This is a genomic window from Dankookia rubra (assembly GCF_004355005.1).
Lineage (GTDB): Bacteria > Pseudomonadota > Alphaproteobacteria > Acetobacterales > Acetobacteraceae > Paracraurococcus > Paracraurococcus ruber_A.
Genome location: NZ_SMSJ01000171.1, coordinates 1 through 6,216, shown reverse-complemented (window position 1 = coordinate 6,216; position 6,216 = coordinate 1). Strand labels below are relative to the sequence as shown.

Sequence of the window (6,216 nt, the reverse complement as noted above, 5' to 3'; positions counted from 1 at the left end):
CCTCGAGGATCAACGGCATCAGCGTCTCGGCAACGAAGCGGCCGCCGAACTGGCCGAAACGGCCCCGGCCGTCAGGGCCCTGGCGAAAGGTGTTGGGCAGCGGCTTGTTCATGGCGTCACTCCTGCGAAGGGAAGGCTGGCCCGGATGCCCGGGCCAGCCTCGTTGCAGCGGCGGACCGCAGGGCGCATCGAGAGCACCGGCAGCAGCCGGGCGCGGAATGCTGCGATCCGGCCGCGACGGTTCAGCCGATCGGCGAGAACTCCGCCGCCGGCACGGAGGCCGCTTCTGCCTCGACCTCGACTTCCCCGACGTCGCCTCCGGTATCGTCGCTCGCCGCATCGCCGCCCTGGCTGCCGCCGAAAGCCGCGGCGAAGCCATCGCCGAAGATGTCCTCCGGGCCGTCGATGCCCGGCAGACCGATCAGCGGCCCGAAGGGACTGGCGGCGAAGGCAGCGTCGGCGTCGCCGGAGGACTGAAGGGCGCCGAAGTCGTAGTCGGGATTGCCCGTCTGCCCGCCGGCCGCGAAGCCGGCAAAGGGATTGGCCTCGCCGCCGGCGGCGTCTCCGTCACCGGCGCCAGGCGGCGCGGTCTGATCCCCGCTTGAGCCGCCGGCGAAGGGGTTCGCCCCGCCACCGAAGCCCGCGAAGGGGTTGCTGCCGGGCGTGGCGCCAGTGCCCGCGAAGGGATTGCCGCCTGGGAAATCGCCGGCGACGTTGCCGAAGATGTCCTCCGGCCCATCGATGCCCGGCAGGTCGAGCAGGCGGCCGAACGGGCTCTGTGCCAGCAGGCTCGCCAGGTCGGACCCCTGGCCGCCGGCCGGACCTCCGCTGGTCTCGTCGCTGCCGGAGGGTGCGCCGCCGAACGGGTTGGCCCCGCCGCCGAACGGACTGCCGCCCATTGACCCGGCGCCGTCGGTGCCGCTGGCATCAGGGTCACCGAAAGCGCTGAAGTCGTAGACCGGGCCGGCCTCGCCCCCCTGGCCGCCAGCAGCCGCGCCGCCGAACATGGCGAGCAGCGGCGAGTCGGCCGAGTTCCCGAAGGCGCTGAAGTCGTACTGGCCGCCATTCTCCGCGGCGGGCTGCCCGCCGGGCAGCGTGCCGAACCCGCCGCCCGGGCCGGCGACAGCGACGTCGGACTCGCCGCCGACGCTGGTCGCCACCACGTACTGGTTGTTCGCGCCGTCCACGGTCACCACGTCGCCTCCCGCATGCTCGCCGCTGTAGTCGAAGCGGACGACGAACTGGTTGTTGCCGCCGTCCACGTGCACGGTATTGCCGCCGCCGGTGGCGTTGTCGAAGATCACGACGAACTTGTTGTTGCCGCCCTCGATCGAGATGTCGCTGCCGCCGGCAGAACCGTCGACATGCAGGACGAACTCGTTGTTGCCGCCCTTCACCGCGAGATCGGCGCTGCGCGAGGCGGCATCGGCCGCCTGATCGTAGGTGTACTCGACCACGAAGCGGCTATCGCCGCCCTCGATGACGGTCTGGTCGCCCCCTTGGCCGAAGCCGCCCGGCCCCTCGCCGGCATACTCCACCGGCCCTTCTCTACCCGCGTAATCCATGTGACCCCTCTCCGCTCCCTCGTTACCAGCTCAGCGTACCGGCGCCTCGGCCGGCCTGCGGCGACGCCGCGATCATCGCCCGGCTGACGCCGCGGCGGATGTCGTGCGCGCTTGCCAGACGCTCGTAGAGCGCCTCCGACTCTCCCCAGCGGATCGCGTGTTGCAGCGCCGCCAGATTCTCTGAGTACCTGCCCATCATCTCGAGCAGCGCCGCCCTGTTGTGCAGCATCACGTCGCGCCACAGCGCCGGATCGGCACCGGCGATGCGCGTGAAATCGCGGAAGCCGCCGGCGGCGTACTTCATCACCTCGCCCTGCAGCGCGCCCTCGACGTCGCTCGCCGTATTGACGACGTTGAAGGCGAGCAGGTGCGGAAGATGCGAGATGACGGCCAGCACGCGGTCGTGGTGCGCCGCCTCCATGATCTCGACCCGCGCGCCGAGCGCGCGCCAGAGTCCGCCGACCGCCTCCACCGCATCCGGGTCGGTGCGGCCGGACGGCGTGACGATGCACCAGCGCCCCTCGAACAGCCGGTCCGTCGCGGCGCCCGGCCCGGACTGCTCACCGCCGGCGATCGGGTGCGCCGGCACGAAGCGGGTGAGGTCGAGATGCGGCGCGACGAAGTCGACGACGCGCCCCTTGACCGAGCCGACATCGGTGACGATGGCATCGGGCCGCAGGGCCGGCGCAATGGCGCGCGCGACCTCGCCCGCCGCACCCACCGGCGTGCCGAGAATGACCAGGTCGGCACCCCGAACCGCTTCCGCCGGATCGGGCGTCGCGTCATCCGCCAGACCGAGCGCCAGGGCCTGCATCCGGGTTTCCGGCTGCCGCGCAGCGCAGACCAGGCGCTCGGCCAGCCCAAGCCGGCGCATGTCGCGCGCGATCGAGCCGTTGATCAGCCCGATGCCGATCAGGGCCACCTGCCCGAAGCGCGGCGGCGCGGCGCCGCTCAAGCCGTCCTCCGCATGCGCCGGAGACGGTCGGCGAGAAGAAAGGCCAGTTCGAGGCTCTGCGCCGCATTCAGCCGCGGGTCGCAATGCGTGCGGTAGCGTGCGGGCAACCCGGCATCCGAGGCATCGCCGCTGCCGCCGGTGCATTCCGTGACGTCCTGGCCGGTCATCTCGACATGCAGGCCGCCGGGATGCGTGCCTTCCGCCGCATGCGCCGCGAAGAAGCCCTCGACCTCGCCCAGGATGCGCTCGAAGCGCCGGGTCTTCAGGCCGCTGTCGGAGGTGACGGTGTTGCCGTGCATCGGGTCGCAGGCCCAGACCAGCCGCCGGCCCTCGCGCCGCGCGGCGCGCAGCAGCGGCGGCAGGTGGCGCGCCACGCCGTCCTGGCCGAAGCGGGTGATCACCGTCAGCCGCCCAGGCTCCCGCCGCGGATCGAGCGCATCGCAAAGCCGGACGAATCCGTCCGGATCGAGGCTCGGTCCGGCCTTCAGCCCGAGCGGATTGGCGATGCCGCGGAGGTACTCGACATGCGCCTCCGCCGGGTCGCGCGTGCGGTCGCCAACCCAGACGAGATGCCCGGCGGTGTTGTACCAGGCGCCGCTGGTCGAATCGACGCGCGTCATGGCTTCCTCGAAGCCCAGGAGCAGCGCCTCGTGCGAGGTGTAGACCCGGGTGCGCGCGACCGCCGGCGTGCTGTCGCCCGACACGCCGCAGGCCGCCATGAAGCCCAGCGCCTCGGAGATGCGCGCGGCGGCGTCCTGGTAGAGCCGCGCCTGCGGCGTCTCCCCGACGAAGCCGAGATACCAGTCGTGCACGCGGCTGAGCGCGGCATAGCCGCCCTCGGTGAAGGCACGCACCAGGTTCAGCGTGGCCGCGGCCTGGGCATAGGCCTGCAGCTGCCGCTCCGGGTCCGGCCGGCGCGCCGCCAGCGTGAAGTCCAGCGCGTTGACGATGTCGCCGCGGTAGCTCGGCAGCTCCACCTCGCCCTGCCGCTCGACCGGCGAGGAGCGCGGCTTGGCAAACTGGCCGGCCAGCCGCCCGACCTTCACCACCGAGGTACCGGCGCCGAAGATCAGCACCACCGCCATCTGCAGCAGCACCCGCAGCGAGTCACGGATCGTGTCCGGGTGGAACTCCGCGAAGCTCTCGGCGCAGTCGCCGCCCTGCAGCAGGAAGGCACGGCCCTCCGCCACCGCCGCCAGCTCCGCCTGCAGCGCCCGCGCCTCGCCGGCGAAGACCAGCGGCGGGTAGCCGCGCAGCCGCGCCTCGACCCGGGACAGATGCGCCGCATCCTCGAAGTCCGGCAGCTGCCGCGCCGGAAGGCGCCGCCAGCTGTCCGGGCTCCAGCCTGGGGCCGGCAGCGTCGCCGCGCCGGGCGCGGCGGGGGACATCGGCAGGTCCGGCATCACCGTGCCACCTCCGCCAGGTCGGGCATGGCGGAGTACCCGCCCTCGGCGAAGCGCACGGCTTCCGCCGCGGCGGCCAGCACGGCCTGCGCCTTGTTGCAGGACTCTTCGTACTCGGCATCCGGGTCGGAATCGGCGACCACGCCTCCGCCGGCCTGGACATGCAGCATGCCGTCCTTCACCAGCCCGGTACGCAGCCCGATGCAGGTGTCGACATTGCCGTCGGCGCCGAGATAGCCGACGGCGCCGGCGTAGAAGCCGCGCCGGGTTGGCTCCAACTCCTCGATGATCTCCATCGCGCGGATCTTCGGCGCGCCAGAGACGGTGCCGGCCGGGAAGCCGGCGCAGAAGGCGTCGAGCGCGTCGGCGCGGGCGGGATCGAGCTGCCCCTCGACATTCGAGACGATGTGCATGACGTGGCTGTAGCGTTCCACCACCATGCGTTCTGTCACGCGGACCGTCCCGACGCGCGCGACCCGCCCGACATCGTTGCGACCTAGATCAAGCAGCATCAGGTGCTCCGCCAGCTCCTTCGGGTCTTCCAGCAGCGACCGCTCTAGCGCGTGGTCCTCCTCCACCGTCGCGCCGCGCCGGCGCGTGCCGGCAATGGGCCGCACCGTCACCGCGCCGTCTCGCACGCGCACCAGGATTTCCGGCGAGGAGCCGACGAGCGCGAAATCCCCGAGATTGAGGCAGAAGGAGAAGGGCGAGGGATTGAGGCGCCGCAGCGCGCGGTACAACGCCAGCGGCGAAAGCTGAAAGGGCATGGAGAAGCGCTGCGAGGGCACCACCTGGAAGGCATCGCCGGCGGCGATATAGGCCTTCGCCCGCTCGACGATGCCGCGGTACTGCTCGCGCGTCAGGTTCGAGACCGGCCGGATCGGCGGCGCCGGCCGCGCCGGCACCGGCATGCGCGGCAGGCTGCGCCCGAAATCGGTGACGACATCGGCCAGCCGCTCGCGGGCGCGGTCATAGGCGGCGCCGGCGGAGAGCCGCGGCTCCGGATAGACCGGCGTCACCACCGTGACCTGGTCGAGCACGTTGTCGAAGACCGCGATCACGGTCGGGCGCATCAACATGGCGTCGGGCAGGCCGAGCTCGTCCGGGTTCATCGCCGGCAGCCGTTCGATCAGGCGGGCGAAGTCGTAGGCGAAGAAGCCGATCAGGCTGGCGCTGCCGGGCGGCAGGCCCGGCGGCAACGCGATCCGGCTCTCCTCCACCAGCGCCCGCAGGCTTGCCAGCGCGGGCAGCGGCGAAACCTCCCAGTGCTCCTCGCCCAGGCGCACGGCACGGTTCACCTCCGCCCGCAGGCCCTGGCAGCGCCAAATCAGGTCCGGCCGCAGGCCGATATAGGAGAAGCGGCCGCGCGCGGAGCCGCCCTCGACCGATTCCAGCAGGAAGCCGTGGCGCGCGCCTTCCGCGAGCTTCATCATGGCCGCGACCGGCGTGTCGAGGTCGGCGACCAGCCTGGTCCAGACCACCTGCGACCGGCCGGCCTCGTAGGCGTCGAGGAAGGCGTCACGCTCCGGCCAGACCTGCATTCCCATCCGTCTCATGACTGAACCAGCTCCCCTGCGGCCGGTCCGGCCGCGCCGCACAGCGCCGCGGCATCGGCCGGCTGGCGCATCAGGCTTTCGCCCACCAGGAAACCCCGCGCGCCGGTCGCGCGCAGGCGCGAGACATCGGCGGCCGAGGCGATGCCGCTTTCGGAGATCGCCAGGCGGTCCGCCGGCACCTGCGGGGCGAGCCGCGCGGTGACGGCAAGGTCCACGGCCAGGCTGCGCAGGTCGCGGTTGTTGATGCCGATGAGCGGCGAGCGCAGCCGCAGTGCCCGATCCAGCTCCGCCTCGTCATGCACCTCGAGCAGCACGTCTAGCCCAAGCTCCCGCGCCGCCGACTCGAGCTCGGCCGCCTGCGCATCGCCGAGCGCGGCCATGATCAGCAGCACCGCATCCGCGCCGATCGCGCGCGCCTCGACGACCTGATAGGGATCGAGCGTGAAATCCTTGCGCAGCACGGGCAGCGCCGCCGCGGCGCGCGCCGCCATCAGGTCGGCGTCGGCGCCGCCGAAATGCGCCTCCTCCGTCAGCACCGAAAGGCAGCAGGCGCCGGCCGCCGCATAGCCGCGCGCGACCTCGGCCGGATCGGCCGCCGCGCTGATGGCACCGCGGCTCGGGCTGGCCCGCTTGAACTCGGCGATCAGCCCGGCACCACCCGCCGCCGCCGCGCGCCGAAGCGCCGGCGCGAAGCCGCGCGGCGGCGGTGCCGCAGCCGCCGCGGCCGCCACCGCGGC

The 6,216-nt window shown here is 72.7% G+C and carries 5 protein-coding genes; all 5 read right to left on the bottom strand.

The window, feature by feature from the left end:
- Positions 1-242 precede the first annotated feature (242 nt).
- The gene (locus E2C06_RS34970; protein WP_133293158.1) at positions 243-1,565 is read right to left on the bottom strand and encodes a hypothetical protein; all 1,323 of its coding nucleotides are present in this window, start codon (positions 1,563-1,565) and stop codon (positions 243-245) included.
- Between the two features lie 22 nt (positions 1,566-1,587).
- Positions 1,588-2,520: a prephenate dehydrogenase/arogenate dehydrogenase family protein gene (locus tag E2C06_RS34965; protein WP_165982882.1), complete on the bottom strand. Its 933-nt coding sequence runs from the start codon at positions 2,518-2,520 to the stop codon at positions 1,588-1,590.
- Positions 2,517-3,923 carry a class II 3-deoxy-7-phosphoheptulonate synthase gene (locus E2C06_RS34960; RefSeq protein WP_165982881.1) on the bottom strand — a complete coding sequence of 469 codons (1,407 nt, stop codon included), beginning with the start codon at positions 3,921-3,923 and terminating at the stop codon, positions 2,517-2,519. The genes E2C06_RS34965 and E2C06_RS34960 overlap by 4 nt, the downstream gene beginning before the upstream one ends.
- Complete coding sequence (gene trpE / locus E2C06_RS34955) at positions 3,923-5,479, bottom strand: anthranilate synthase component I (RefSeq protein ID WP_456305204.1); 1,557 nt, start codon at positions 5,477-5,479, stop codon at positions 3,923-3,925. The genes E2C06_RS34960 and trpE overlap by 1 nt, the downstream gene beginning before the upstream one ends.
- On the bottom strand, positions 5,476-6,216 hold a 741-nt coding region (trpC, locus tag E2C06_RS34950; RefSeq protein WP_133293156.1), incomplete at its 5' end, for an indole-3-glycerol phosphate synthase TrpC. The genes trpE and trpC, both read right to left, overlap by 4 nt.